Source organism: Methylobacterium sp. P1-11 (assembly GCF_008329595.1).
GTDB lineage: Bacteria > Pseudomonadota > Alphaproteobacteria > Rhizobiales > Beijerinckiaceae > Methylobacterium.
Genome location: NZ_NPKS01000005.1, coordinates 149,086 through 170,765, shown reverse-complemented (window position 1 = coordinate 170,765; position 21,680 = coordinate 149,086). Strand labels below are relative to the sequence as shown.

The following is a 21,680-nucleotide window of genomic DNA, read 5'->3' as shown; positions in this document are numbered from 1 at the left end:
GCGCCATGAGCATCCTCATCGACGAGACCACCCCGATCATCGTCCAGGGCATCACGGGCGACAAGGGCACCTTCCACGCCAAGGAGATGCTGGACTACGGCTCGAACGTCGTCGGCGGCGTCACCCCGGGCAAGGGCGGGCGCACCCATCTCGGCCTGCCGGTGTTCAACACCGTCAAGGAGGCCGTGGCGGCGACCGGCGCCACGACCTCGATCACCTTCGTGGCGCCCCCCTTCGCGGCGGACGCCATCATGGAGGCGGCCGATGCCGGGCTGCGCTTGGTCTGCTCGATCACGGACGGCATTCCCGCCCAGGACATGATGCGGGTGAAGCGCTACCTGTACCGCTACCCGAAAGAGAAGCGGACCATGGTGGTCGGCCCGAACTGCGCCGGCATCATCTCGCCCGGCAAGGCGATGCTCGGCATCATGCCCGGGCACATCTACCTCCCGGGCAATGTCGGGGTCATCTCGCGCTCGGGCACGCTCGGCTACGAGGCCGCCTCGCAGCTCAAGGAGCTCGGGCTGGGGATCTCGACCTCGGTGGGCATCGGCGGCGACCCGATCAACGGCTCGTCGTTCCTCGACCACCTCGCCCTGTTCGAGACCGACCCGGACACCGACGCGGTGCTGATGATCGGCGAGATCGGCGGCCCGCAGGAGGCCGAGGCCTCGGCCTGGATCCGCGAGAACATGTCGAAGCCGGTGATCGGCTTCGTGGCGGGGCTCACCGCGCCGAAGGGTCGCCGCATGGGCCATGCTGGCGCGATCATCTCGGCGGCCGGCGACAGCGCTGCCGAGAAGGCCGAGATCATGCGCTCCTACGGGCTGACCGTGGCGCCGGATCCGGGCTCGTTCGGGCAAACGGTAGCCGACGTGCTGGCCCGGGCGGCGTAGCGCCTCGGCATCCGAGAGCGTGACGCCCCAACCCTCGCGGAGGCTCGCGCGCTCGCCGTCGAGTCAGCCGCAAGGTCTTAGTAGAATGCGGCGTGGGTCCCCTCTCTCGATCGGGAGAGGGACAGGGTGAGGGCGAGAATGATCCGGAGGAGGCGTGCCCTACTGGCGCTTCCATGCGGCGCTCCGTCCTGAAGCGCTTCGTCCCTCACCCCAACCCTCTCCCGCGCGGGAGAGGGGGCCCGCCGCGCCCGGCACGGGCTGATGCGTATCACTCCCCACGAAGGGGAAGGGCGCTTTGCGCCGATCCTTGAAAAGTAACATGCGCCACGAGGTGGCCCCATGACCCGCACCCTTCACGCAACCCCCGGTCTCGTCGATGCCACGGCCTTCGCGCCGCCGGTGATCGTCGGCACGTCGTCGGAGCAGGCGCTTGACATCCTGTTCCAGGCGCTGCTCGACGTCGCCCGCCGGCACGACCCCGATCTCGAGGCGGTCCTGCACGGCACGGCCGACATCTCGCGCTTCTCGCCGCAGATGCTGGCGCGCGCGTTGCAGGTTCAGGGCATCTGGTTCCAGCTGATCTCTATCGCCGAGCAGAACGCCGCGATGCGCCGCCGCCGGCACGTGGAGCGCACGGAGGGACGCGCTGCGCTCGGCGGCTCCTTCGCCAAAGTCTTCTCGGATGCCCGCCGACAGGGCGTGCCCCCGGAGAAGATCCAGGCGCTGCTCAGCGACCTGCGCATCCGCCCGACGCTGACCGCCCACCCGACCGAGGGCAAGCGGGTGACGGTGCTGGAGAAGTTCCGGCGCATCTACCTCGTGCTGCGCGAGCTGGAGATGCCGCGCTGGACCGACCGTGAGCGCAACGGGCTCATGAACGAGCTGCGCGACCAGATCGAGCTGGTCTGGATGACGGGCGAGCTGCACCTGGAGAAGGCCACGGTCGAACGGGAGGTGGCCTGGGGGCTGCACTTCTTCGACGAGACCCTGTTCGAGATGCTGCCCGAGACCCTGGAGACTTTGCACGAGGCGCTGGCCGAGACCTACCCGGGCACGGAGTTCAGGGTGCCGCCGTTCTTCCAGTTCGGCTCGTGGATCGGCGGCGACCGGGACGGCAACCCCTACGTCACGGCGGCGGTCACCCGGCAGACCCTGCACCGCAACGCGCTCGCCTCGCTCACCCGCTACCGCGACGGCGTCCGCGAGCTGGGCCGGACCCTCTCGCTTACCGAGCGCTCGCTGCCGCTGCCTGAGGCCTTCCGCGCGGAACTCGACCGGCAGCTCGCCGAGAGCGGCCAAGCGCGCGCGATCACTCGGCGCAACCCGGGCGAACCCTATCGCCAGTATCTCTCCTGCGTCTCGCGCAAGATCGAGGCGACGATAGCCCGCAACGAGGGCGAGCACCCGTCGGGTCCCGACTACGCGAGCGCGGACGGGCTGATCGAGGATCTGCGCACCCTGGAGCGCGGCCTCACCGAGGCCAAGTGCGGGGCGCTGGCGCGGGACCTCGTCCGCCCGGTCCGGCGCATGGTCGAGATCTTCCGCTTCTCGACGGTGCGCCTCGACCTGCGCGAGAACACCACCCGGACCACCGACACGCTCCACGCCCTCTGGCGCCAGCGCAACGGCGAGGGCGAGCCGCCGGCCCTCGGCTCGGCCGCGTGGCGCCAGTGGCTCGACACGGAGCTCGCCCGGCCGCGCGATCCCGAGCGCTCCTTCGAGGACCTGCCCGACGCGGCGCGCGAGACGCTCGCCACCTTCGCCCTCGTCGCGGAGATGCGCGAGGCCCTCGACCGCGAGGCGTTCGGCGCCTTCGTGCTGTCGATGACCCGCTCGGTGGAGGACGTGCTCGGCGCGTACCTGCTGGCCAAGGAGGCGGGGGTGTTCCTCGACGCCGCCGGCACGGAGATCTGCCCGCTGCCGATCGTGCCGCTGTTCGAGACCATCGACGACCTGCGCGCCGCGCCGGCGATCATGCGGGCGCTGCTCGCCGTGCCGGTGGTCCGCCGCTCAACCCGCTGGCAGGGCGGCGTGCAGGAGGTGATGATCGGCTATTCCGACTCCAACAAGGACGGCGGTTTCGTTGCCGCCAACTGGGAACTCTACAAGGCGCAGAGCAAGCTGACCCGCCTCGGCCAGGAACTCGGCGTCGGCATCGCGTTCTTCCACGGGCGCGGCGGCTCGGTGAGCCGCGGCGGTGTGCCGACTCATCGAGGCATCATGGCCCAGCCGCCGGGTTCGATCCGCGGCCGTTTCCGCATCACCGAGCAGGGCGAGGTCGTCTCGTTCAAATATGCCAACCGCGGCACCGCCGCCTACCAGATGGAGCTGCTGGCGGCCTCGGTGTTCGAGCACGCGCTGGCTGGCGATGGCGAGCGGGCCGGTCCAGGCCACGACGACGCTCTGGAGGCCTTGGCCGGAGCCTCACGGGCGGCCTACGTCCAGCTGCTCCAGACCGACGGCCTCGTCGATTACTTCCAGGCTGCGAGTCCGCTGGACGAGATCGCGCTCCTGAACATCGGCTCGCGCCCGGCCCGCCGCTTCGGCGCCCGCTCCCTGTCGGACCTGCGGGCGATTCCGTGGGTGTTCGCCTGGTCGCAGAACCGGCACGTGATCACCGGCTGGTACGGGGTGGGCTCTGGGCTCGCGAGCTTTGTCGACGTGCGCGGACGGGACGGCGAGGCGACCCTCAAGCGCCTTTTCCAGGAATCCCGGGTGCTGCGGCTCGTCCTCGACGAGGTCGAGAAGACGCTGATGATGGTCGATCTCGACATCGCCCGCGCCTATGCGGGCCTCGTCCCGGACGCGGCAACCCGGGACCGGATCTTCTCGATGATCGAGGCCGAGTACGCGCTCACCCGCGAGATGGTGCTGCGGGTGAGCGGCGGCACCGAGCTGGCCGAGCGCTTCCCTCTGTTCCGGGATCGCCTCAAGGGTCGGCTCCCGACCATCAACCAAGTGAGCCGCGAGCAGGTCGAGCTGCTCGCCCGCTACCGCGCGGAGACCGACGAGGACCGGCGCGAGGCGGTGAAGTCGGCCCTGCTTCTGTCCATCAACTGCATCGCGGTCGGCTTCGGGGCGACCGGATAGAGGAGGGGCGAACGCGCTCCCTCTCCCGCACGGGAGAGGGGACCCGCGCTTCGACCCGGCACCGTTGAAACCGGTCCATTCGTGCAGCCGCGCCCTGTCAGGGACCACTGCGCGCGCCATTTGCCGCCGATGAACGGGATCGCATCCCGCAACGGCATCAGAACCGTCACCAAGAGAGAGAACCCAAGATGAGCTTCACCCTGATCCAGCAGGCCAAGCCGCGCCTGCACCGGTCCGAACTCGCCGTTCCGGGCTCGAACCCGACCTTCATGGAGAAGTCGGCCTCCTCGGCGGCGGACGTCATCTTCCTCGACCTCGAGGACGCGGTCGCCCCCGACGACAAGGAAAAAGCCCGCACCAACATCATCCAGGCGCTCAACGACCTGGATTGGGGCAACAAGACCATGATGATCCGCATCAACGGTCTCGATACCCACTACATGTACCGCGACGTGGTCGACATCGTCGAAGCCTGCCCGCGGCTCGACATGATCCTGATCCCCAAGGTCGGCGTCCCGGCCGACGTCTACGCCATCGACGTGCTGGTCACCCAGATCGAGCAGGCCAAGAAGCGCGACAAGCAGATCGGCTTCGAGGTGCTGATCGAGACGGCCCTCGGCATGGCCAATGTCGAGGCGATCGCCCAGTCGTCCAAGCGCTTGGAGGCGATGTCCTTCGGCGTCGCGGACTACGCCGCCTCGACCCGCGCCCGCTCCACCGTCATCGGCGGCGTGAACCCCGACTTCTCGGTGCTCACCGACAAGGACGAGTCCGGCAATCGCCAGACCCACTGGCAGGACCCGTGGCTGTTCGCCCAGAACCGCATGCTGGTGGCCTGCCGCGCCTACGGCCTGCGCCCGATCGACGGGCCGTTCGGCGACTTCTCGGATCCGGACGGCTACCGCTCGGCGGCCCGCCGCTGCGCCGCTCTTGGCTTCGAGGGCAAGTGGGCGATCCACCCCTCGCAGATCGACCTCGCCAACGAGGTGTTCACCCCCTCCGAGGCCGAGGTCACCAAGGCGCGCCGCATCCTGGAGGCCATGGAGGAGGCCGCCAAGGCTGGCCGCGGCGCCGTGTCCCTGGATGGTCGTCTCATCGACATCGCCTCAATCCGCATGGCCGAGGCGCTGATCGAGAAGGCGAACGCCATGAAGGGTTGAGGACAGCCCTCGGCGCGACAGGCTCCCAAGACACCGAGATCGGGATCGCCCGGCCTCGGACAAACCGGGGCCCGTTTGGGTGAGTGGGAGAAAACCCCGGAGAGGGCGCACCCCTCGCCCTGTCCCTTCGCAAGCAGGGACCGACTCTGCGGCGCGGCGGCGGCGACGGCCCTAGAACGGCCGATCGTCCGGCAGCCGCGCCGCGGCCACCTCGTCCGGCGTCGGATCGCGGTAAACCACGATCCCGCTCGACCGGTCCGCCGCGATCAGCCCCAGCCGCGCGAACCCGTCGAGCCAGCCGTCCATCGGCCAGATCCCGTGCCGATCCCGGAAGCGGGCCGCATTGGCGACGATGTCGCGGAAATGCTGCAGCGGCGGGTCGTAGCCCGGATGATGCTGGTGGTAGGCCCGGGGGCCGCCGAGGAACAGGATTGGCACGCCGGCCCGCTCGGCTCGGAACGCCAGGTCGGTATCCTCCGCGCCGTAGCCCGAGAAGGTCTCGTCGAAGCCGCCGATCCGGTCGTAGGTCTCAGCCCGCACCGCGAAGGCGAGCGACCAGAACAGGCCGGGCTGCGGCGCCGGCGCCACCTCACCGGCCGGCGGAAAGGCCCGCACCGGATGCGGCTGGCCGAGCCGCTCCAGATCCGCCGCGCCCCAACCGTCGGCAACGGCCCCGGATGGCAGGTAGCCGATCTCGCAGCAGATCAGGCCGTCATGCGCGGCCACCGCCCGCGACAATCCGGCGACGAGCCCCTCAGAGGGGATGCAATCCACGTCGAGGAAGATCAGCGTATCGGCCTGAGCCGCCCGGCGTCCGGCGTTGCGCGCCGCCGCCAGCGGCAGGCCGGCATGCGGGAACGGCACGCGCTCCACCGGGAAAGGCAGGGAAGGGTATGGCGCCGTGTCGCCGCCGATCTCGACGACGATGCAGCGATCGGGGGGAGCGCCGCGGCCGAGACCTTCGAGCAGGCGGGTAAGATGCGCGCGCCGGCCCTTGTTGAGGGTGATGACGGCGATGCTCACGATGCAGGTCTCGCGCGCAGGACATCAATCCGGTAATCGGCCGTCCGCGACTGATAGAGGACTTGAGCGAACGAGGCAGCGAGCCGGATGAAGCTCTCGGCGGCGCCGTCACCCGAGAGGGGATAATCGGTCTCGCCCAGCCAGTGCACCAGCACGATGTCGCCCCCCGGCTCGATCGTCGCGCCGGCCCGCCGAACGAGTTCGGCGAAATCCGCCGGCGCCAGGAAGTAAAGAAACTCGGAGAGGACGATCAGATCGAATCGTTCCGCCGGCCAGTCCGCCGGCATGGTCCCCGACCGGACCTCGACATGGGTGCGATCCGCGCAGCGCGAACGTGCTGCCTCCACGGCCGCTTGGACCAGGTCGGTGGCAAGCAACCGCTCGCAGCGCTCGGACAGGGCGCGGGTGAAGACGCCGATGGAGCAGGCCGGCTCGAAGGCGGCGCGGTAGCGCGCCTGTGGCAGTGCCGCCAGCGTCGCCGCGTACTTGTCGCGCTCGTAGGACGACGTGGTGAAGCGCCAGGGATCCGGGTCGCTGGCGTAGATGCCGAGGAAGTAATCTTCCGGCAGGGTCTGGGTCCGCCGGGTCATGCGGGGACGGCGACGAAGCGTTCGTAGGGGCCGCAGAGCCGGTCGATCATGGCGGGCTCGAGCCGGAAGCCCTGGGGATCGTCCGCGATCAGGTCGGTGGTCTGCGATTCGTGGGCGGCGACGGCGCGCGTCTTGGTCTCGCGATAGGCCGAGACGTCGAGGCGCAGGCCGGCCGGGCTCGGCCCAACGTCGGTCTCGGGCGGCAGGGTCCAGCCCCAGACCGGGTACTCGTAGACCCGCACCCCCGGCATCTGCGGCCGGGCGAGGGCGACGATCGCGGCGGCCGCCTTGTGGTCGCAATGGGGATCGTGGCGCCACGTGACGAAGACCGCACCGGCCCCGATCGCCGAGACCGCCCGGGCCACCGCGGACGCGGCCGCCTCGGCCTCCGGGCCCTCGCTCGGGACATGCGCGTCGGGCAGGCGCAGGAAGGTCACGGCGTCGGGCCCGAGGCCGAGGACGGCCACGGCCCGCTGTGTCTCCGCCTCGCGCAGGGTGCGCAGCTTCTCCGGCGGGTATAGGCGGGAATGCGTGTGCGACCCGCAGCCGTCGCTGATGACGACGAGGTGCACGGGCCGCCCGGATGCCCGGGCGGCGGCGATCAGCCCGCCGCATCCGAGGCTCTCGTCGTCGGGATGGGGCGCGACGACCACGAGCCCCCGGTTCCCCAGGAGTGCGTCGAGGCTCGCCAGGGGCAGCGCCTCGGTGGCTTCCAGGAAGGCATCGGCGCGCATCAGCGGCCTCCGGTCGGGTCGCCGACGGGAACAGTGTACCGGTCGCTCCGCGACAGGATGCTGACGAGGTCGGTCACGATACGCTCCAGGGATGGTGCGCGGGTTCGGGCGTCCCTGGCTATCGGGCCCGACGCCTGAACAAGCCATGAGCGGCGCGTTCGAGTCGGGAGGCGTTACCGGTCGTTCTCGGTGGTGAGGGCGTCCGCGCGGGTACCCTCGTCGACGCTCGATCCCGCCGAGAGATGGACGCCGGGCGTCGGCGAATCGGTGAACACCGTGCCGGCCGCGCTGAGGGCGCTCCGCAGAGCCTCGATCTGCCCGCTCGGCGGATCGCTGTAGCCGCCCTCGAAATCCCGCACGAGCCGCTCGTCCAGACCGACCTTCCCGGCGAGCTCGGCCTCCGACCAGCCGAGCAGCCCGCGGGCCGCCCGCGACTGCGCCGGGCTCATGGCCTGCGCCCGAGTCCCGCTCTGCGCGCCCTCATCTGATCCTGCCAAGGTCATCCTCCCGCCCCGCGACATTCAACAACGAACACGGTCCCGGATCGTTTCCGTGCGGTCTCCGTGGGATCGCGACCATAATTGCGCTGAAATCTTGTCGCATCCGCCAGGGCGCAAGGATTCGGGGCGGACTCTCGCGAGGCCGGTCCGCGCGGGCGGCGCGGCGCTTCCGGACCGGGATGACCTGCGCCGTGTGCGCGATATGGGGACTGGACGATGAGAGGGGTGCTGATCGCGAGCCTGGCCTGTGCCGTGCTGGCCATGGACCTATCCGCGGCAACGCAAGCGCAGGCTCAGATGGGCGGCTCGCCGACGGGTTTCGGCCGGGGCAACCGGCGGCCCGGCGGTGAAGAAGAGAAGAAGCCTCAGTATGTGCCGGGGACCAAGGCCAGCGAGAAGATCTTCCCGCTGGACTCGACCTGGACCGCCGTGAGCCTCAACGGCAAGCCATTCACGGGCGGGGACCGGCCGAGCTTCATCATCGACAAGCAGTATCGTGCCCGCGGCTACGGCGGCTGCAACACGTTCGCGGCGACTGCCTTCCCGCTCAAGGAGCAGCACATCGCCGTGGGCCCGCTCGCGCTCACCAAGAAGAGCTGTGACAAGGGCCTCGCAGCCGCCGAGCAGGCCTTCTTCATCGCCCTGCGCACCTCGGCGGTGTGGGATCTGGTCGGTTCGCAACTCGTGCTCAAGAGCCCGAACGGTGAGCTGAAGTTCGACCGCGCCCTTTAAGGGCCGGTTCACCACGCCGTACGAAGACGGCCGCCGATTCAGACGCCTTTGAGGGGCGTCGGGGTTCACTCCTCGGGTGTCGAGGAGGCGATTGATGCCAGTCGGGATCGGGATCGGACGCGGGGATCCCTCGCGTCCTGTGGTGACGCGAACCCTGCACTTCTCGGGTCCCGAGGGTTTCCATCCCGGTGCCCTGTGGCTTGCCACGGCCATGCCGATCCTGGCGACGCTTCTTCTCCTCGTTCGGCTAGCGTCCTGAGAAGCGCATTGCGCGGAGCGGGGCGCCGAAGATCATCTCGTCTCGGTCGTGTCGCGCGATCGGCCGACCCTGGAGGAGCGGCCCGGCTCGGGCGCAGACTGCGCACGCGGGATCACTGGCGGAAACAGATCCGCCAGACCTGCAGCGACGCCGTAGAGGATGGGGTCGGCATCCAGGCCTGCCTCAGGCGGACGGAGATCGCTCTTCAGCATGGTGCGCCGGCGGGCATCGCGCGCGTTCGCGAGCATCTGTCCGCGTCTCCGTTCTTCACCTGTTCGAGCATGGTCAATGCCGCGTTCCGCGTTTCGTTGCCGCAGCGGCCGGAATTTTTTCCCGAGGACGAATCGCGACAAGATCTCAGCCGCGGCGCCGGAGGACTGACAGGGGACCGCCGTCGAGCAATGGGCAGGCGGTCGGGACGACACTGATGATCGTCGCACTCGGACAGCGCGCCCGGCAGCCCTGGGCCGCCGCGATCTGATCGCGGCCGCAGGCGTCGGCGAAGCAGAAGGTCCCCAGATCCTCGCAGGTCGCCCGGAAACGGCCGAGCGGCCCGACCTCCCGAAAATCCGCGGCTCCCGCACTCTGCGTCAGCAGGAGGACGGTCAGACCGAGCCGGATCGGGAGCCGTGCCATCTTCGTTTCCAATCCAGGTTGCGACCGCTTGCGGAGCCTGCCTAGCATTGGCAGCCTGGACGCGTCGTACCATTCCCGCGACAGGCGATGCACGCCATCTGACGCGATCCCGGTCGCGCCGCGCGGCCGTCAAGCCCGTATCCTACGAAAGGCCGCCATGCCGCTCTACGCCCTCGACGATCACACCCCCGCCCTCGCCGACCCCGCCCGTATCTGGATCGCGCCCGACGCGCAGGTGGTCGGCCGCGTACATCTCGGTCTCGATGTCGGGATCTGGTTCGGGGCGGCCCTGCGGGGCGACAATGAGCCGATCCGGATCGGCGACCGCACCAATGTCCAGGAGGGCGTGATCATGCACGTCGATCCAGGCTTTCCCCTCGTCATCGGCAACGACGTCACGATCGGCCACGGCGCGATCGTGCACGGCTGCACCATCGGCGACGGGAGCCTCGTCGGCATGGGGGCGACGGTTCTGAACGGGGCCAGGATCGGCCGCGGCTGCCTCATCGGTGCCAACGCGCTGGTCACCGAGGGCAAGGAATTCCCGGATCACAGCCTGATCGTCGGGGCGCCGGCCAAGGCCGTGCGCACCCTCGACGGGGCCGCTGTCGAAGGGCTCCGCCAAGCCGCCCTGCGCTATGTGGAAAATGCCCGGCGCTACAAGGCCGGGCTGCGCCGCATCGACGGCTGATCTTGAGCGGCCACTTCCATACCGGAGCGGCCGGGCCGCCTACTTCTTCGCCCTGCCGCGCTCGATCGCTTCCTCGATCAGGCGGTGGGCCTCCTCCTTGTCGCCCCAGCGGACGAACTTGACCCACTTGCCGGGCTCCAGATCCTTGTAGTGCTCAAAGAAGTGCTGGATCTGCTGGATCGTGATGTCGGGCAAGTCGGTGTAGTTCTCGACCCGGTCGTAGCGCTTGGTCAGGTGGCGCGACGGTACCGCGATGATCTTCTCGTCCTCGCCGCCCTCGTCCTGCATCACCATCACACCCACGGGGCGCGCGCTGATGATCGCCCCCGGCAGGACGGCGCGGGTGTTGGCCACCAGCACGTCACAGGGGTCGCCGTCGCCCGACAGCGTGTGGGGAATGAACCCGTAATTGCCCGGGTAGAACATCGGCGTATAGAGGAACCGGTCGACGACCAGTGCGCCGGATTCCTTGTCCATCTCGTACTTGATCGGCTCGCCGCCGAGGGGCACTTCGACGATCACGTTGACGTCGTGCGGTGGCTTCTTGCCGAGCGGGATGGCGTCGATCTTCATGGCGTATCGCTTCCGGAAGGCGGTCTCGTCCGCTTCCCGGATCTCTTAGAGGCGCGGCCTGGCAAAGCAAATCGGCCGTTGGTGCGGTCCGGCAACGAGCGCTGGAAAACGTTAGCCGAACAGGAAGCCGACCTTGGGCAGGGGCACGCCGGCCACGCGATCCAGTACCCGCGGGCCGGCGACGCCGCCGAGCCCCGCGTAGAAGGCGCCGGCGCGGGCGTTGTCCTCCAGGCTCCACACGCCGAGCCGCGCGAGGCCGTGATCGGCCAGATCGTTGCGCACTGCCCGGAACAGGCGCCGCCCAAGGCCGACACCCTGATATTCCGGCAACAGGTAGAGTTCATCGATCTCGGCCTCGGCGCCGAGTGCCCGGCTGCGCGTCCGTCCATACGCCGCGTAACCGACGACGAGTTCCCCCGTCTCGACCACCGCGAGCGGCCGCCCGCGGCGCAGGGCGCCAAGCCACCAGGCCCGGTCCCGGGTGGAGATCAGCCGCTCCAGAGCGACGCCCGGGATGATGCCGCGATAGGCTTCGCGCCACGACGCATCGAACACCTTGGACAAGCCGCCGAGATCGGCCTCGCGGGCCCGGCGGATGCTCGTGGTGCGCGTGGTCATGGGCTTCGGGCCTCCCATCGTCCGTCCGGCGGATAACCCGCGCGGTCCGCCCAGGTTCGATGCCGATCCGGGCGGAGTGAAGGCAAGAATGGCGCCGCATGTCGGCGCTCGACGGTCGGAAGGCCACCGGCTCGCGAATTGCCGGGGTGTCGAGCGGCTGATAGAGCCCGGGCTCGTTTCCTCGGCAGCACGGCCTTGTTCAACCGCTTCCTCAAGCCCGAGACGCGCTACGCGCGCCGCATGGCCCGGATCGCCCGCTTCGAGCGGCCGATCTCCGGCCCCGGCGATCGGCTCTTGGCCTGGGCCAACATGCTGCTGATCGACCACGGCGTCTTCCGCCTCGCCTATCTCAACCGGCACCGCGTCGGCGCCGGCAGCCTCTGGCGCTCCGCCCAGCCTGGCCCACACCAGCTCGCCCGCTTTCGGGCCGAGGGCGTTCGGACGATCATCTCCCTGCGCGGCGGGCGTGAGCACGGCTCCTGGCCGCTGCAGCGTGAGGCCTGCGAACGCCACGGACTCAAGCTCGTCGAGTTCGTGCTCCGCTCCCGGGAGGCACCCGACCGCGCCACCATCCTCGGCGCCAAGGCCTTCTTCGCCAGCATCGAGTACCCGGCGGTGATGCACTGCAAGTCCGGTGCCGACCGCGCCGGTCTCGCCTCGGCCCTCTACCTGATCCTGCACGAGGGCCGTCCGGTGGCCGAGGCCGCCCGGCAGCTGTCCGCCCGCTACGGCCATCTCCGCTTCGCCAAGACCGGGATCCTCGACGCGTTCTTCGCGCGCTACCGCGTCGAGGGCGAGGCAAAGGGGCTCGACTTCCTGACCTGGGTCGAGACCGTCTATGACCCCGAGGCGCTCAAGCGCGATTTCCGGCCGGGCTTCTGGTCGGATCTGGCGGTTGACCGGGTGCTGCGGCGAGAGTGAGGAATCACTCCGCTGCCGGCCGCGCCGCTTCGCGGAACGGGTGGGCGGGATAGGTGCCGATCACCCGCAACTCGCGCGAGAAGAAGCCGAGTTCGTCCAATGCGCGGCTGAGGCCCGGATCCTCGGGATGGCCGTCGACCTCGGCGTAGAACTGCGTAGCGGTGAATTCGCCGTCGACCATGTAGCTCTCGAGCTTCGACATGTTGACGCCGTTGGTCGCGAAGCCGCCCAACGCCTTGTAGAGAGCAGCCGGGATGTTGCGGACCCGGAACACGAAGCTCGTCACGCATGGGCCGGTCCCGGCGGCGACGGTCTCGGGCTCGGGGGAGAACACCACGAACCGGGTGGTGTTGTGCGCCTCGTCCTCGACGTCGCGCTCCAGCATGTCAAGGCCGTAGACCGCGGCGGCGAGCGCCGGCGCAAGCGCGGCCCGGGTCGGATCGCCGATCTCGGCGATCTCGCGCGCTGCCCCGGCCGTATCGCCGGCGACCACCGCCTTCAGGCCCAGCCGGCGAATGATCCGCCGGCACTGGCCGAGGGCGTGGACGTGGCTGTGGACGGTCCGCAGCGACTCGATCCGCGTGCCCGGGAGCACCATCAGCTGGAAGTGGATCGGCAGGAAGTGCTCGGCCACGATGTGCAGCGGCGAGATCGGGATCAGGTGGTGGATGTCGGCGACGCGGCCGGCAATCGAGTTCTCGATCGGGATCATCGCCCGCTGGGCGCGCCCCTCGGTCACCGCCGCGAAGGCGTCCTCGAAGGTCGGGCAGGGGAGAGGCGTCCAGTCGGGATACGCCTCCGCGCAGATGATGTGCGAGTTGGCCCCGGGCTCACCCTGATAGGCGATGGTGCGGTTGGTCATGGCGGCGCAGATTCGTCCGTCGGGTCAGTTCAGGCGCCGGCTCTGCAGCAGGGCGCGGGCCCGTTCCAGGTCGGCAGGGGTGTCGACGCCGAGCGGCAGGTCGTCGACGATGGCGGCATCGATGCGCATGCCGGCCTCGAGCGCGCGCAGCTGCTCCAGCTTCTCCCGCACCTCCAGCTCGCCGGGCGGCAGCGCGACGAACCGGCTGAGCGCCCTGCGCCGGTAGGCATAGAGGCCGATATGGTGCCAGAGGGGCCCGTCGCCCCAGGGGGCGCGGGCGCGGGTGAAATACAGCGCACGCAGGCGACCGGGGCCGATCGTGTGGCCGACGAGCTTGACCACGTTGGGGTTGTCGGCCTCGTGCGGATCGGTGATCGGCGCACAGAGTGTCACGATGTCGACGGTGCGGTCGGCGAGGGGCGCGATGGAGGCGCCGATGATCGCCGGATCGATGGTCGGCAGGTCGCCCTGAACGTTGACCACCACGTCGTGGCGGCCCTCCGGATCAACGACCTCCAGCGCCTCGGCCAGCCGGTCGGAGCCCGACGGATGGTCGGTCCGGGTCATTACCGCGAGCCCGCCCGCGGCCTCGACCGTCCGAGCGATCTCCACCGCGTCGGTCGCCACCACCACGGGGCCGATGCCGGCCTCCACGGCGCGGCGCCAGACATGCACGATCATGGCCTCGCCAGCGATGTCGGCCAGCGGCTTGTTCGGCAGGCGAGTCGCGGCGAGGCGGGCCGGGATCAGGACCAGGGGATCGGACATCGAGATTCGGATCCGGATGCGCGGATCGGGTAGCCGCGGCAGGAGGCGGCCGGCTGCTTAACAGGCCCGCCCTCGGTTGTCGTCCCCCGGCAGACGGGCGGGACCGCGGTGGAGAAAAGGTGCCACGCGGTGACAAGCTGAGCAATTCGGTGGAACAATCCTGCGCTGGAGCGACGCGGAGCGCCTTGGCGGCATTGTCAGGAACCGCCTGAAACCGCTAAGGCAACCTCGAAATCTTCCAATGTCCGGTGCCCGAGCCTGCTCGCCCGTGTCAGGCGCGCGTTCGGCACGGCCGAGTTGCGAGAAGAGCATGAACTCGTTCGAGGTGAACAAGGTTGTGGGTGCTGTCCTCGGCGCCCTTCTGTTCGCGGCCGGATCGGGTTTCGTCGCCGAGTTGATCTACCATCCGAAGCCCGCGGGCAAAGCCGGCTACGATCTCCCCGAGCCGGAGCCCAAGGCTGCCGCCGCGGCGCCAGAGGCCAAGGTCGAGCCGATCGCCGTCCGCCTCGCCAGTGCCAATGTCGAGAAGGGCGAGGCCGGCACCAAGGCTTGCCACGCCTGCCACAATTTCGAGAAGGGCGGCCCCAACAAGGTCGGCCCCGACCTGTACGGCGTGGTGGAGCGGCCGAAGGGCTCGCATCCGGGCTTCGACTATTCTGCGGCCCTGAAGGAGAAGGGCGGGACCTGGACCTATGCCGATCTCGACGAGTTCCTGACCAATCCGAAGGGCTACGTGAAGGGCACCAAGATGGCCTTCGCCGGCATCGCCTCGCCCCAGGATCGGGCCAACGTCATCGGCTACCTGCGCACGCTTGCCGATCAGCCCAAGCCGCTGCCCGCCGTCGAGAAGAGCGACGCGGTGCCGGCTGCCGCGCCAGCCAAGGCGGAGGACAAGCCTGCCGAAAAGGTGCCTGCCGACAAGCCGTCCGCCGACAAGCCGGCCGCCAGCAAGGCCTCCGAAGGTAAGGACAGCCCGGCCAAGCCCGCCGATCCCGACACAGCCAAGCCCGTGGAGGCGAAGTCGCCCGGCAGCCCGCGGGTGACCGGCGAATCAAGCGACCGCAACGCGCCTGCGCCGCCGGCCAACGCCCATGACAGCGACCAGCAGGGTGCGCCGTCGAGCCTGATTCCCCCGGAGCCGACCGCGCCCTCTTCCCCGGCGGCCAAGGAACCGCCGGCGCAGGCCAATCCGGAGGCGGTCGAACGGGCGAAGGATCTCGAGGTCGGCGGCCCGACCAAGGACCTGAATGCGCCCCTGCCGACCCCGCAGCCGCTTCCAAAGGAGTAGAGGCACGAGGCCGTGTGCGGGCAGGAAAGTCCTGTCCCTCGCGTGTCAGGCGCGTTTCGCCGGCATAGCTCCAGGCCCGGCCCTTGCTGTGAGGCGGCCGTGCCTCGGCATCCTGCCGAGCTGAAAACCGCGTAGGCCCCCTTGGCTGACCGAAGTCCCGATGTCGAGGAGCGTCGCGCTCCCCTGCCGCTGCTCGTCGCCGTGACCATGACCGGAACGGTGGCGCTGCACATCTTCGTGCCGGCACTGGCGGCGGCGGCGGTCGACCTCGGCACCAATGCCGCCGGCGCGCAACTGACGATCACCGTGTACCTGATCGGTCTCGCGGGCGGTCAGCTTCTCTACGGCCCCCTGTCGGATCGGTACGGGCGGCGGCCGATCCTGATCGCAGGGCTCGGCCTCTACCTCGCCGGACTGCTCCTCGCGATTCCCGCACCGAATATCGGGGTCCTGCTCGTCGCCCGGGTTCTGCAGTCGCTCGGCGCCTGCGGCTCGCTGGTAATCGGCCGGGCAATGGTGCGCGACGTCTCGACCCGCGAGGATGCGGCCCGCAAGCTCGCGATCCTCACCACCGCGATGACGCTGACACCGGCCCTGGCGCCTGCGATCGGCGGTGTGGTGAACGAGGCCTTCGGATGGCGCGCGGTATTCGTGGTGCTGGCCGGCCTCGTGGCCGTGCTGGGCGCGCTCGTGATCTTCATCCTGCCCGAGACCAACCGTCACAAGGTGGCGCTGCCGGGCTTCGTCGCCGTTCTGTCCGGCTACCTCCGGCTGGTTCGGATCCCGGTCTTCCGCGCCTACCTGGTGGCGGGGGCCTGCGGCGGCACCAGCCTCTACGCGTTCCTGGCCGTGGCTCCGTTCCTCCTCGTGGACCGCCTCGGCCGCTCCTCGCAGGAGGTGGGGTTCGATTGCCTGATCGTCGTGTTCGGCATGGTCGGCGGTGCCGTCCTGGCGAGCCGACTCGCCGCCCGGGTGCCGATCCGCAAGGCGGCGCGCAGCGGCAATCTTCTGTGCATCGCCGCGGCCCTGACGCTGCTGGTCGTGGACCGCACCGGGATGCTCGGCGTCGTCAGCCTGATCGTGCCGCTCTTCGCCTACGCGGTCGGGGTCGGTCTGCTGAGCCCGAACGCGGTGGCGGGGCTGATGAACGTCGATCCGCATGCGGCGGGATCGGCCTCCAGTCTCTACGGCTTTACGCAGATGACCTTCGGAGCCCTGTTCACGGTCGCTGCCTCCGCGTGGCCCGCGACCTCGGCCATGCCGGTGGCGCTGGCGCTGCTCGCTGCCGGGCTGATCGCTGCTCTGGCGCTGCGGCGGGCGTGAGCCCAGCCGCTCAGCATGGAACGAACCGGGCAGGTTCGGCATTGAGAGCGCCCAACAGGAGGAGAAACGACATGTCGCGCCTGCCCATCATCGTTCTCGCCACGCTCACCCTCGGCGGCACAGCCTTCGCGGCCGAGCAGGGAGCCGCCTCGCGGACGCCCGGTCACGAGATGCAGGACCACGGAAGCCGGGCCGGCAGCCCAGGCGCCTCCGGCTACGCGCCCGGTCACGAAATGAAGTCCGGCACATCGGACACGACCGGTTCGACGTCCCGCACGGGCGGTTCGGGAACCGGCACCACCGGCACCTCGGGAACCAGCGGTTCCGGCACCCGCCGCTGACATCGTGAGCGAACGCCTCGACCCCGGCCTTCCGGTCGGGTGAGGCGGAGTGACGGGCATCCGGTCCCCAGGGGCCGGATGCCCGGTCGCTACGCACGTACCGCTTCCACAAGGCCCACGGCCCGGTCGCGAAATCCGTCGACCAGTTCCAGCCACAACAGGCGCGCCGGATCCACGGGTCCCGGCAGGACCAAGCGCCCGGGCGGCACCGGCGCGAATCCGAGCCGGCCGTAATAGGGCGCATCGCCCACCAGGATCACCAGACCTTCCCCCGCCTTCCGCGCGCCCTCGATCGCCGCGCGGGTCAGGGTGGCGCCGATGCCCCTTCCCTCGAAGCTCGGGTCCACTGCCAGTGGGCCGAGCATCACGAAGGGGGTCGCTCCGGCCCGTACCGGACCCATCCGAACGGACCCGACCAGGAAGCTGCCGACCGAAGCGGTGATGCCGAGATCCATCCGCTCAGCCGCACCCTCGCGGAGGCGGTAGGCGGTGCGGGCGAAGCGGCCGGGTCCGAAGGCCCGGGCATGGAGCCGCTCGATGGCGGAGGCATCCTCCGTCCGCTCGGGCCGGATGACGAGGGACAAGTCGGTCACGGGATACTCGCGGGTCGGATGGCCGCCGCGTAGCAGCGTCGGGCCGGACCCGCAAACCGCCGCGCTACTCGGCGGCCGCCAGCGCGGGCCGCTCACCGCCCTGCGTCAGCCTCAGGAAGCCGAGGGCCGAGAGCCAGATCACCGCACCGCAGGCGGAGGCGACGCCGAGGACCAGCGCGAAGCCGCCGCGATCGTGCAGGAGGGCGATCGCCGGCACCACGAAGCCGCTCGCTGTAAAGCCCACGAAGTAGCGCACGCTGTAGGCCCGAGCCCGATAGGCGGGCGGAACGTAGCGGGCGATCATCGCATCGTTGATCACCACCTGCCCGTAGATCGCCGTCATGGCGAGGACGAGCCCGGCCAGCAGCGGCAGTCCGGTCGAAACCGCCGCGATCCCGAGCCCCAGCGGCTGCAGCACCGAGAGCGCCACGAACAGGGACGGCAGGCTGTAGCGGTCGATCAGGCGGCCCATGGCGAGCTGCATCAGCGCGCCGAACAGGAAGACGCCCGTGGCGAGCGAGCCGGTGAGCGCCAGCGGCAGTGCCTGTCCGACACCCTCGTCGATGACCTTGGGCAGGCTGATCGTCGTGAGGTTGAAAGTCAGGCCACCCGCGAAGATCGACAGCGCGAACATCGCCATGAGCGCCCAGGGCCGTGTCACCGGGATCACAGCCGCGCCGCCGGCCTTCCTGCCCGCGCTGTCGCCGTCCCCCGGAACCAGGGCCACGAAGGCCGCTCCGCAGGCGAGGCAGACGAGGCCCGGGACCACGAAGGCCGCCCGCCAGCTGATCGTGGCGGCGAGCAGCGCCGTGAGGCCGGAGGCTGCGGCCGCGCCGAAATTGCCCCAGACGCCGTTGATGCCGAGGTCGCGCCCGAGCCGGCGGGCATGGGTCACCAGCATGGCCGAGCCGACCGGGTGATAAATCGCCGAGGCGAGCCCCAGCACGCAGAGCCAGAGGGCGAAGCCGAGCGGCGTCGAAGCGCTCGCAACACCGAGGCAGGAGAGACCGTAGCCGAAGAAGAACACCGCCAGCATGTTGCGCCGCCCGAACCGGTCGGCGAGCGAGCCCATCGGCAGCGAGCAGAGCCCGAAGGCCACGAAGGCGCCGGTGGCGAGCCCGATCAGCTCGCCGTAGCCGAGCCCGGTCTGAGCCGCGATGGCGATGACCGCCGTCGGATAGATCAGCAGCACGAAATGGTCGAGGGCGTGCGCGACGTTGACGAAGCGCAGGGTGCGGCGGGACAGCGTATCCGAATCCATCGCGGCGTATCCTCCGGGACGGCACCATGATAGCCTGACCCAACGGCGGTGTTGGGCCGGATATGTATGCGAATGGGCCATTGTCGACAGAGGCGCGCGTCGTTGTGGGGCGATCGACCGATGCAGCCGACTATCAGGACGTGCCCCGCCCGGTTGCGGTGATGCCCAAGACCTACGCCGCCGGAATGCGACTCCCCCGGCACTTCCACGAGCGCGCGCAACTTCTCTACGCCACAGCCGGCCTGATGATGGCGTTCGCGGAGGATGGCACCTGGGTCGTTCCCGAAGGGCACGCCCTCTGGATCCCGCCGCGCCTCCCGCACGCTGTCGCGACCCACGGCGCCGTCTCGATGTGCTCGGCCTATCTCGATCCGGCCTCGGCCCGATCTTTCCCGGCGAACTGCCGGGTGATCGCGGTTTCGCGGCTCCTCGCCTCCGCGCTCACGGCGCTCGCCGAGGAGCCGGTGCTCTACGCGGTCGATGGGCGCGGCGGCCATCTCGCCGCGCTGGTGCTCGACGAGATCGGCCGGGCCCCCGCGACGCCCCTCGCGCTGCCGCTCCCGCGCGACTCGCGCCTGCGCCGAGTCTGCCTCGCGCTGATCGAGGATCCGGCCTCGAAGGCTGATCTCGACGCCTGGGCTGACCGCGCCGGCGCGAGCCGGCGTACGCTGACCCGCGGGTTTCGCGCGGAGACGGGCCTGAGTTTCGGCGATTGGCGAGCCCGAGCCCGGGTGATCCGCGCGTTGGCCCTCACGGCCGAGGGGCGGCCGCCGCGGGCGGTTGCGACGGCGGTGGGCTATCGCAGCGCGCAGGCCCTGCGGACAACCGTCGCGCGGGTGCTCGGTCCGGACCGCCCGCCTTGGGGCGATGCGGCCGGCTGACCGCCGCCTACGCGGCCTGTCGGGGTTCCTCAAAGAGTTCGTCGGCAGGCCCGAAGAACTCGAACTTCACCCGCTCGGTCGGGACGCCGTGGCGCACGAGCCCGGTGACGAGATCCCGCAGGAACGGCTTGGGACCGCAGAGATAGTAGGTCGCCCGGTCATGCGGGGTGTGCTGCACGAGCCAATCCGCCGTGATCAGGCCCTGAACGTCATAATCTTCGCCTTGCCGGTCCGCGGCTTCGGGCTCCGCGTAGAAGGTCGCGACCTTAGTGTTCCGGGCCTGCGTCGCGAGCGACCGGGCCTGGTCGCGCAGGGCGTGTACACGGCCGAACAGGGCGCCGTGGACGTACCAGGTCGGCCGATCCGGGCTGCCGGCCGCGATGGTCTCCAGCATGCTGATCATCGGGGTCAGCCCGACGCCGCCGCTGACCAGCACCACGGGCTCGTCGCTCTGGGCGTCGAGGGCGAAGTCACCTGCGGGCGCGGCGACCTTCAGCACCGTGCCGGGTCGGACGTGATCGTGCAGCCAGTTGGAGGCGAGCCCGGCCGGCTGGCCCGGCACAGCCTCGCGCTTGACGGTGATGCGGTAGGCCCGGTCATTCGGTGCACAGGAAATGGAGTAGTTCCGCTTCAGCACGCCGCGACCCGGCAGGTTCAGGAGGAAGCCGAGATACTGCCCCGGCTGATGCCGCAGCACCGGACCTCCATCGGCGGGGACAAGCACGAAGGAGCGGATCGTCTCGCTCTCCTGGGACACGCTGTCGACCACGAAGTCGCGCCAGCCGTTCCAGCCGCCCGGTTTGCCGGCATGGTCGCGATAGATCGCAGCCTCCCGACCAATCAGCAGTTCCGCCAGGAACCAATAGGCCTCGCCCCAGGCCGTGGCGATCTCCGGCGTTGCGGCCTCACCGAGCACGTCCCCGATCGCGCCGAGCAGGGCGTCGGCCACGTAGGGATAGTGCTCCGGCAGAATGTTCAGGGCGACGTGCTTCTGCGCGATGCGCTCCACCGCGCCCGCCAAAACACCGAGATTGTCGATGTTGCGGGCATAGGCGAGCACGGCCTGAGCCAGGGCCTTCGGCTGCGAGCCCGTCTCACCATGATGGGACTGGTTGAAGAGGTCGCGCATCTCCGCATTCTCGAAGAGACGCTCGTACATGCGCTTCGTGATGGTGAGGCCGTGGGTCTCCAGGGCCGGCACGGTGGCCTTGATGAGGGCGACGGTAGCAGGGGACAGCGGAGCGGGCATGGCGCGACTCTAAAGGTGTATCTAATATGCTCCTTATAGGTCGCCCTCGAAAAGATGCAAGGCGAATACATCTTATAGGCGATACGGCAGTCCCCGCTCCGATGGTGGTGCGTTGCTTCCGCAGGGCTTACGGGCCGGACCGGTGGCGCCCCTCGCATCGCCCGCCGCCACGGATGGCCTTCTGGAGTTGAGATGCGTCTGACCCGCTACACGGACTACGCTCTGCGCACCCTGATCTACGTCGGCCTGCACGAGCCCGAGCAGAGTTCGATCGCCGGGATCGCCCGCGCCTATGGCATCTCGGAGAACCACCTGAACAAGGTGGTTCATCAATTGGGCCGGCTTGGCCTGATCCGGACGATCCGTGGGCGGGGTGGCGGCCTTCGGCTGGCGAAGCCGGCGAGGGAGATCGTGGTTGGTGCGGTGGTGCGTCAGACCGAGGACGACCTGGCCCTGGTCGAGTGCTTCGGCGTCGGAACCTGCGCTATCACGGCCCCGTGCCGGCTCCGGCGCGTGCTGGGCGAGGCCTTGGCGGCGTTTCTCGCCGTGCTCGACCGCTACACCCTCGCCGATCTCCTCGGCTCACCGGACGGGGATGCGATTGCGGCACTGCTGGGCCTGGCCGGACCCGGGCGCGGCGAGCCGCTGACGCCGGCCGATGCGGTGAGCCTCCCGGACGGCTGACGATCGG

The 21,680-nt window shown here is 69.8% G+C and carries 25 protein-coding genes; 12 read left to right on the top strand and 13 right to left on the bottom strand.

The window, feature by feature from the left end:
* The first annotated feature begins 5 nt into the window (after positions 1-5).
* From sucD to CIW48_RS07360, 3 genes are all read left to right on the top strand, one after another.
* On the top strand, positions 6-896 hold the full coding sequence (gene sucD, locus CIW48_RS07370; protein ID WP_149310227.1) for a succinate--CoA ligase subunit alpha: 891 nt from the start codon (positions 6-8) through the stop codon (positions 894-896).
* Positions 897-1,235: 339 nt separating this feature from the next.
* Positions 1,236-3,986 (top strand): phosphoenolpyruvate carboxylase, encoded by a 2,751-nt coding sequence (locus CIW48_RS07365; RefSeq protein WP_149310226.1) that lies wholly within the window; start codon positions 1,236-1,238, stop codon positions 3,984-3,986.
* Positions 3,987-4,174: 188 nt separating this feature from the next.
* Positions 4,175-5,146, top strand: a complete 972-nt coding sequence (locus CIW48_RS07360; RefSeq protein ID WP_149310225.1) for a CoA ester lyase — start codon at positions 4,175-4,177, stop codon at positions 5,144-5,146.
* A 171-nt stretch (positions 5,147-5,317) separates the two neighbouring features.
* Here CIW48_RS07360 and CIW48_RS07355 read toward each other — a convergent pair whose 3' ends face one another.
* From CIW48_RS07355 to CIW48_RS07340, 4 genes are all read right to left on the bottom strand, one after another.
* Positions 5,318-6,169 (bottom strand): galactosyltransferase-related protein, encoded by an 852-nt coding sequence (locus tag CIW48_RS07355; protein WP_173009205.1) that lies wholly within the window; start codon positions 6,167-6,169, stop codon positions 5,318-5,320.
* A complete protein-coding gene (locus CIW48_RS07350; protein WP_149310223.1) occupies positions 6,166-6,759 on the bottom strand; it encodes an SAM-dependent methyltransferase in 594 nt (197 codons plus the stop codon). Before CIW48_RS07350 ends, CIW48_RS07355 begins: the two co-directional genes overlap by 4 nt.
* Positions 6,756-7,493 carry a PIG-L family deacetylase gene (locus CIW48_RS07345; RefSeq protein WP_149310222.1) on the bottom strand — a complete coding sequence of 246 codons (738 nt, stop codon included), beginning with the start codon at positions 7,491-7,493 and terminating at the stop codon, positions 6,756-6,758. Before CIW48_RS07345 ends, CIW48_RS07350 begins: the two co-directional genes overlap by 4 nt.
* 173 nt (positions 7,494-7,666) lie before the next feature.
* Positions 7,667-7,990, bottom strand: coding sequence for a helix-turn-helix transcriptional regulator (locus tag CIW48_RS07340; protein WP_149310221.1), 324 nt, complete (start codon positions 7,988-7,990; stop codon positions 7,667-7,669).
* Between the two features lie 219 nt (positions 7,991-8,209).
* Here CIW48_RS07340 and CIW48_RS07335 point away from each other — a divergent pair, with 219 nt between their 5' ends.
* Entirely contained in the window at positions 8,210-8,725 is a 516-nt protein-coding gene (locus tag CIW48_RS07335; protein ID WP_149310220.1) for an META domain-containing protein, read from the top strand.
* Positions 8,726-8,819: 94 nt separating this feature from the next.
* Positions 8,820-8,984: a hypothetical protein gene (locus CIW48_RS33165; protein WP_173009204.1), complete on the top strand. Its 165-nt coding sequence runs from the start codon at positions 8,820-8,822 to the stop codon at positions 8,982-8,984.
* 32 nt (positions 8,985-9,016) lie between these two features.
* Here CIW48_RS33165 and CIW48_RS07330 read toward each other — a convergent pair whose 3' ends face one another.
* Positions 9,017-9,232 carry a hypothetical protein gene (locus CIW48_RS07330; RefSeq protein ID WP_149310219.1) on the bottom strand — a complete coding sequence of 72 codons (216 nt, stop codon included), beginning with the start codon at positions 9,230-9,232 and terminating at the stop codon, positions 9,017-9,019.
* Positions 9,233-9,341: 109 nt separating this feature from the next.
* A complete protein-coding gene (locus CIW48_RS07325) occupies positions 9,342-9,620 on the bottom strand; it encodes a hypothetical protein (protein ID WP_149310218.1) in 279 nt (92 codons plus the stop codon).
* 157 nt (positions 9,621-9,777) lie between these two features.
* Between CIW48_RS07325 and CIW48_RS07320 the strand changes: the two genes are divergently transcribed.
* Positions 9,778-10,311 (top strand): gamma carbonic anhydrase family protein, encoded by a 534-nt coding sequence (locus CIW48_RS07320; protein ID WP_149310217.1) that lies wholly within the window; start codon positions 9,778-9,780, stop codon positions 10,309-10,311.
* Between the two features lie 39 nt (positions 10,312-10,350).
* On the opposite strand, the gene ppa is transcribed toward CIW48_RS07320, so the two are convergent.
* Together ppa and CIW48_RS07310 are read right to left on the bottom strand one after the other, a co-directional pair.
* Positions 10,351-10,884: an inorganic diphosphatase gene (gene ppa, locus CIW48_RS07315; protein WP_149310216.1), complete on the bottom strand. Its 534-nt coding sequence runs from the start codon at positions 10,882-10,884 to the stop codon at positions 10,351-10,353.
* 111 nt (positions 10,885-10,995) lie between these two features.
* Positions 10,996-11,502, bottom strand: a complete 507-nt coding sequence (locus tag CIW48_RS07310) for a GNAT family N-acetyltransferase (protein ID WP_091778319.1) — start codon at positions 11,500-11,502, stop codon at positions 10,996-10,998.
* 195 nt (positions 11,503-11,697) lie between these two features.
* Here CIW48_RS07310 and CIW48_RS07305 point away from each other — a divergent pair, with 195 nt between their 5' ends.
* Positions 11,698-12,423: a tyrosine-protein phosphatase gene (locus CIW48_RS07305; protein ID WP_149310215.1), complete on the top strand. Its 726-nt coding sequence runs from the start codon at positions 11,698-11,700 to the stop codon at positions 12,421-12,423.
* Between the two features lie 4 nt (positions 12,424-12,427).
* Here the strand turns inward: CIW48_RS07305 and CIW48_RS07300 are convergent, their stop codons facing one another.
* Both CIW48_RS07300 and CIW48_RS07295 read right to left on the bottom strand, forming a co-directional pair.
* Positions 12,428-13,285, bottom strand: a complete 858-nt coding sequence (locus tag CIW48_RS07300; RefSeq protein ID WP_091778322.1) for a prephenate dehydratase — start codon at positions 13,283-13,285, stop codon at positions 12,428-12,430.
* Positions 13,286-13,309: 24 nt separating this feature from the next.
* Complete coding sequence (locus tag CIW48_RS07295) at positions 13,310-14,053, bottom strand: 3-deoxy-manno-octulosonate cytidylyltransferase (RefSeq protein ID WP_091778324.1); 744 nt, start codon at positions 14,051-14,053, stop codon at positions 13,310-13,312.
* Positions 14,054-14,363: 310 nt separating this feature from the next.
* On the opposite strand from CIW48_RS07295, the gene CIW48_RS07290 reads away from it, so the two are divergent.
* The 3 genes from CIW48_RS07290 to CIW48_RS07280 all read left to right on the top strand — a co-directional run bounded on the left by CIW48_RS07290 (position 14,364) and on the right by CIW48_RS07280 (position 17,005).
* Positions 14,364-15,341 carry a cytochrome c family protein gene (locus CIW48_RS07290; RefSeq protein WP_149310214.1) on the top strand — a complete coding sequence of 326 codons (978 nt, stop codon included), beginning with the start codon at positions 14,364-14,366 and terminating at the stop codon, positions 15,339-15,341.
* A gap of 141 nt (positions 15,342-15,482) precedes the next feature.
* Positions 15,483-16,664, top strand: coding sequence for a multidrug effflux MFS transporter (locus CIW48_RS07285; RefSeq protein WP_149310213.1), 1,182 nt, complete (start codon positions 15,483-15,485; stop codon positions 16,662-16,664).
* A gap of 71 nt (positions 16,665-16,735) precedes the next feature.
* Positions 16,736-17,005 (top strand): hypothetical protein, encoded by a 270-nt coding sequence (locus CIW48_RS07280; protein WP_149310212.1) that lies wholly within the window; start codon positions 16,736-16,738, stop codon positions 17,003-17,005.
* Positions 17,006-17,094: 89 nt separating this feature from the next.
* On the opposite strand, the gene CIW48_RS07275 is transcribed toward CIW48_RS07280, so the two are convergent.
* A complete protein-coding gene (locus CIW48_RS07275) occupies positions 17,095-17,598 on the bottom strand; it encodes an N-acetyltransferase (RefSeq protein ID WP_149310211.1) in 504 nt (167 codons plus the stop codon).
* A gap of 64 nt (positions 17,599-17,662) precedes the next feature.
* Complete coding sequence (locus CIW48_RS07270; protein WP_091778334.1) at positions 17,663-18,859, bottom strand: MFS transporter; 1,197 nt, start codon at positions 18,857-18,859, stop codon at positions 17,663-17,665.
* Positions 18,860-18,921: 62 nt separating this feature from the next.
* Between CIW48_RS07270 and CIW48_RS07265 the strand changes: the two genes are divergently transcribed.
* Complete coding sequence (locus CIW48_RS07265; protein WP_149310210.1) at positions 18,922-19,740, top strand: helix-turn-helix transcriptional regulator; 819 nt, start codon at positions 18,922-18,924, stop codon at positions 19,738-19,740.
* 7 nt (positions 19,741-19,747) lie between these two features.
* On the opposite strand, the gene hmpA is transcribed toward CIW48_RS07265, so the two are convergent.
* Positions 19,748-20,989, bottom strand: a complete 1,242-nt coding sequence (hmpA, locus tag CIW48_RS07260; protein WP_149310209.1) for an NO-inducible flavohemoprotein — start codon at positions 20,987-20,989, stop codon at positions 19,748-19,750.
* A 192-nt stretch (positions 20,990-21,181) separates the two neighbouring features.
* Here hmpA and CIW48_RS07255 point away from each other — a divergent pair, with 192 nt between their 5' ends.
* Positions 21,182-21,673, top strand: coding sequence for an Rrf2 family transcriptional regulator (locus tag CIW48_RS07255; RefSeq protein WP_149310208.1), 492 nt, complete (start codon positions 21,182-21,184; stop codon positions 21,671-21,673).
* Positions 21,674-21,680 lie beyond the last annotated feature (7 nt).

Excerpts from the sequence above, each read along its gene's own strand:
- sucD (WP_149310227.1), top strand. The coding sequence starts at position 6 with ATGAGCATCCTCATCGACGAGACCACCCCGATCATCGTCCAGGGCATC.
- CIW48_RS07365 (WP_149310226.1), top strand. The coding sequence starts at position 1,236 with ATGACCCGCACCCTTCACGCAACCCCCGGTCTCGTCGATGCCACGGCC.
- CIW48_RS07360 (WP_149310225.1), top strand. The coding sequence starts at position 4,175 with ATGAGCTTCACCCTGATCCAGCAGGCCAAGCCGCGCCTGCACCGGTCC.
- CIW48_RS07350 (WP_149310223.1), bottom strand. The coding sequence starts at position 6,759 with ATGACCCGGCGGACCCAGACCCTGCCGGAAGATTACTTCCTCGGCATC.
- CIW48_RS07345 (WP_149310222.1), bottom strand. The coding sequence starts at position 7,493 with ATGCGCGCCGATGCCTTCCTGGAAGCCACCGAGGCGCTGCCCCTGGCG.
- CIW48_RS07335 (WP_149310220.1), top strand. The coding sequence starts at position 8,210 with ATGAGAGGGGTGCTGATCGCGAGCCTGGCCTGTGCCGTGCTGGCCATG.
- CIW48_RS33165 (WP_173009204.1), top strand. The coding sequence starts at position 8,820 with ATGCCAGTCGGGATCGGGATCGGACGCGGGGATCCCTCGCGTCCTGTG.
- CIW48_RS07330 (WP_149310219.1), bottom strand. The coding sequence starts at position 9,232 with ATGCTCGCGAACGCGCGCGATGCCCGCCGGCGCACCATGCTGAAGAGC.
- CIW48_RS07325 (WP_149310218.1), bottom strand. The coding sequence starts at position 9,620 with ATGGCACGGCTCCCGATCCGGCTCGGTCTGACCGTCCTCCTGCTGACG.
- CIW48_RS07320 (WP_149310217.1), top strand. The coding sequence starts at position 9,778 with ATGCCGCTCTACGCCCTCGACGATCACACCCCCGCCCTCGCCGACCCC.
- ppa (WP_149310216.1), bottom strand. The coding sequence starts at position 10,884 with ATGAAGATCGACGCCATCCCGCTCGGCAAGAAGCCACCGCACGACGTC.
- CIW48_RS07310 (WP_091778319.1), bottom strand. The coding sequence starts at position 11,502 with ATGACCACGCGCACCACGAGCATCCGCCGGGCCCGCGAGGCCGATCTC.
- CIW48_RS07300 (WP_091778322.1), bottom strand. The coding sequence starts at position 13,285 with ATGACCAACCGCACCATCGCCTATCAGGGTGAGCCCGGGGCCAACTCG.
- CIW48_RS07295 (WP_091778324.1), bottom strand. The coding sequence starts at position 14,053 with ATGTCCGATCCCCTGGTCCTGATCCCGGCCCGCCTCGCCGCGACTCGC.
- CIW48_RS07290 (WP_149310214.1), top strand. The coding sequence starts at position 14,364 with ATGAACTCGTTCGAGGTGAACAAGGTTGTGGGTGCTGTCCTCGGCGCC.
- CIW48_RS07280 (WP_149310212.1), top strand. The coding sequence starts at position 16,736 with ATGTCGCGCCTGCCCATCATCGTTCTCGCCACGCTCACCCTCGGCGGC.
- CIW48_RS07270 (WP_091778334.1), bottom strand. The coding sequence starts at position 18,859 with ATGGATTCGGATACGCTGTCCCGCCGCACCCTGCGCTTCGTCAACGTC.
- CIW48_RS07265 (WP_149310210.1), top strand. The coding sequence starts at position 18,922 with ATGTATGCGAATGGGCCATTGTCGACAGAGGCGCGCGTCGTTGTGGGG.
- hmpA (WP_149310209.1), bottom strand. The coding sequence starts at position 20,989 with ATGCCCGCTCCGCTGTCCCCTGCTACCGTCGCCCTCATCAAGGCCACC.
- CIW48_RS07255 (WP_149310208.1), top strand. The coding sequence starts at position 21,182 with ATGCGTCTGACCCGCTACACGGACTACGCTCTGCGCACCCTGATCTAC.